This is a genomic window from Endozoicomonas sp. SESOKO2, from assembly GCF_024606245.1.
Classification (GTDB): domain Bacteria; phylum Pseudomonadota; class Gammaproteobacteria; order Pseudomonadales; family Endozoicomonadaceae; genus Endozoicomonas_A.
The window spans coordinates 1-2738 of sequence record NZ_JAHHPQ010000495.1 but is presented as its reverse complement, the minus strand read 5'-3'; the positions used below and the strand labels follow the sequence as shown (position 1 = coordinate 2738).

Sequence of the window (2738 nt, the reverse complement as noted above, 5' to 3'; positions counted from 1 at the left end):
CATTCATACTGAGGCCTTATCCTGATGTGCAGTTATAAGACCATAGACGTATTAAAAAGAAAACATATATAAACTACAGGTCAATATTTTCAGGAGGTTTCATGATTTTTCCCTGTGAATGGTTGGCTTCGCCTGCCATGAACTACCCCTGCTACTCCTTATCTCTGAGTTGTCTCCACAACTACTAGACAAAGGAAGTAGCATGAGCAAATTTGAAAAGTTAACGCATGTCATCTGGCATTGCCAATACCGTATGGTTTGGGAATACAACACTGTCGTGGGCACGGCGGTCAATTCCAAGGTTCCCCTTTTCCTGCTCCCCAGCCAGATTATTGAGTACGATATTGAAAGTACAGGCGGCAGAAGGCCATCTTGCGCTCTAAGGGTAGACATTAAGCTCAAAAAAGATTCATTTCCGGCGGCAGAACTCACCTTGAACAGCCAAAATAAATAAGGCGATGAAAAGTGGAACCAGTCTGTTTGGTAATGTCATTTTATCCCTTATGGTAAGTCTCTGCACTCACATACAAGGAAGCTCCTCGACTTCTGGGCAGATAATGCGAAACGTGAACACCCTGCACAAGATGTTTGTTCAGGGCGTACAAGATTAGATCTTTGTGCTGTGGGTGAGGCTTAATGTCTACTCTAAGATCTTGCGCTTGCTCTCATCCGGTTTGGTGGGGGTCATCCCACCGCATGGGTTTGGGTTGGTAGGTTCCTGATGACAGTTGCTGCCGAATCTTCGGCCAGTGCTGGTTTAGCAGGATAATCTGCAGTTGGCAGCATAGCCACTTGTTAGGTGATTTCAACCAGGGGAGTAGATATAGGTTGTGCAAAAGTGACGTGAACCAAAATTATTTCTCTTTGAAGAGCCATCTTTTATAAAGTCTAATGGAATTTTACTTTCATCAAGCACGTGGCTTGGTAGTCGTAATTTTCCATTTTCAACCAAGCATGACCTTACTGCCGAGAAATAATCATCCGAGTAATTCATAAATGAACACAAAGGTCCTTCATCAACAATTTCATCATATTTATTTAATATACTGAGATATTCAATTGCTCTTTTGTCTCCCCACTGTAATAAAACATCAGGTTTGATACTTGCCCGAATATCCAAAGTATCTATGTTTGAATGATCACAATAATCATTATTATGACCACAACCAAGCATTAAAGTAGAATGCTTGTCTGGATTCAATCCATTCAGAATCACAACACCATAGTTTTCAAAGGTGCTATTAAGCTCTTCATCGGAAACGAAAGTCTTTGTATCCAGCTTTTTTCCATTAGAATGAAGAGTAATGAAAAGATCTAATTCATCATAAGATTCCAGAAAGTTATTAACTTTTATCCTTTTAGCTTCATCACTGGCTGTTGGAGTGTTTCCTCCCGATAAGAATGTATATAAAGGATTACTTGGGTTATTCATCGCCTTGAAAATTAAATTTGCAACTTTCAATATTGATTCTTGATCATCTTTATCTGCTAATAAAACCCCCTTTTTAGATAGCCTCTCTGGTGTAATACAGAGATTTTTATATTTTTGCCCATCATGCAAACTTATTTCTTCAACCTTCCTGCTTTTCAGTTCCAATCCATAAAATGGTTCACTTTTTCTATGAGGAATAAGTTTTTCCTTAGAATTTTCATCACATTCGTTTTTTTGCTTTTTATCAGATAGCGATACATCTTCTGTATTAATTGAAGGTAGCTTTTTTCCTGCAATATTCATATTACTTATCTCATGCATTAATCTAACTTCATCTAACGTATGGTTCTGCTGTGCGATCAAGGCGCATCAGATGTAGGGGGGAGACCCCAGAAAGAACTGGTTGCATTTGTTATACTTGTTGTTAATGTGGATAAATTACTTTTCAGACAAAATAGATTGTAAAAAAGCCACAATTTCAGAAAAACTGGCATCCATTCCAATAGACCTATAAAAGTCATGGAGATCTTGACTATTGAGAAAAATATTTAATATTTGTTCCAGTAGAGATGTGATTTTTACTTTCAAATCTCTTACCTCCATTGATTCAAACGGATGTAGGTAATCACTCATACTTACACCATGTATAATAACTGTACTGAACTCCATTAACGCCGTAGAAAGTTCTTGAGATACATGTTCATGCAAGACTTGACTCATTGATTGCTGTAGATTTTGCAAAAGCACATCTTTAGCCGATGTTGCAGAAGCATTTAGCTTATAGTGAAGCACTGAAAAGCTCACCCTAAGTTCATCAATAACAATATTAAGCCTCAGAGAATGTTTCAAGGCTTCATGTTTTTTATACTCATCTGAGCTCGCTGGGAATGTTTTCTCTATGCTCTGATCAAAAAAATCCAATACTTTTTTCGTTTCAGACAGCATTTCAGCACGAAGTGCTATGGAATGTATAGCTATTAAAATCAACAAAAACCTTACAACCTTCATCACCGCTCTTCAACTGATGTAGAAATTCTAACTTGGCTCAAACCGAATAAAAGCCCATTTTAAGCGGTGCAAAGGCCACAAAGATCAATACCGCTGCTAACCGAAACACTTACGGCTCCGGCAACCCAACAGGAGCCTGACCGAAAATAGACTGCCCTTCACGGCAACTGTTCCTGCGTTGCTCTGGCTCTTGCATCCATGCAGTCGTGCGGCGGCGGTAATTTAGTCTGAAAGTCCACTTTCGTTCGTCAAATAGCTCGCTATTCTCCTCACAAAACCGAATTTTCATCCTCAATTT

The 2738-nt window shown here is 38.9% G+C and carries 4 protein-coding genes; 1 reads left to right on the top strand and 3 read right to left on the bottom strand.

The window, feature by feature from the left end:
* The first annotated feature begins 202 nt into the window (after positions 1-202).
* Entirely contained in the window at positions 203-454 is a 252-nt protein-coding gene (locus tag KDK17_RS11360; RefSeq protein ID WP_257288123.1) for a hypothetical protein, read from the top strand.
* Between the two features lie 351 nt (positions 455-805).
* On the opposite strand, the gene KDK17_RS11355 is transcribed toward KDK17_RS11360, so the two are convergent.
* The 3 genes from KDK17_RS11355 to KDK17_RS11345 form a co-directional block, all read right to left on the bottom strand.
* Positions 806-1735 carry a hypothetical protein gene (locus tag KDK17_RS11355; RefSeq protein ID WP_257253964.1) on the bottom strand — a complete coding sequence of 310 codons (930 nt, stop codon included), beginning with the start codon at positions 1733-1735 and terminating at the stop codon, positions 806-808.
* Between the two features lie 135 nt (positions 1736-1870).
* Positions 1871-2443 carry a hypothetical protein gene (locus KDK17_RS11350; RefSeq protein WP_257288122.1) on the bottom strand — a complete coding sequence of 191 codons (573 nt, stop codon included), beginning with the start codon at positions 2441-2443 and terminating at the stop codon, positions 1871-1873.
* Positions 2444-2549: 106 nt separating this feature from the next.
* Positions 2550-2738, bottom strand: a 189-nt coding sequence (locus KDK17_RS11345; RefSeq protein ID WP_257288121.1) for a hypothetical protein, incomplete at its 5' end; no start/stop codon positions are given.

What these genes read in the sequence shown, in the direction of transcription:
- KDK17_RS11360 (WP_257288123.1), top strand. Translation starts at nt 203, where the DNA reads ATGAGCAAATTTGAAAAGTTAACGCATGTCATCTGGCATTGCCAATAC.
- KDK17_RS11355 (WP_257253964.1), bottom strand. Translation starts at nt 1,735, where the DNA reads ATGAATATTGCAGGAAAAAAGCTACCTTCAATTAATACAGAAGATGTA.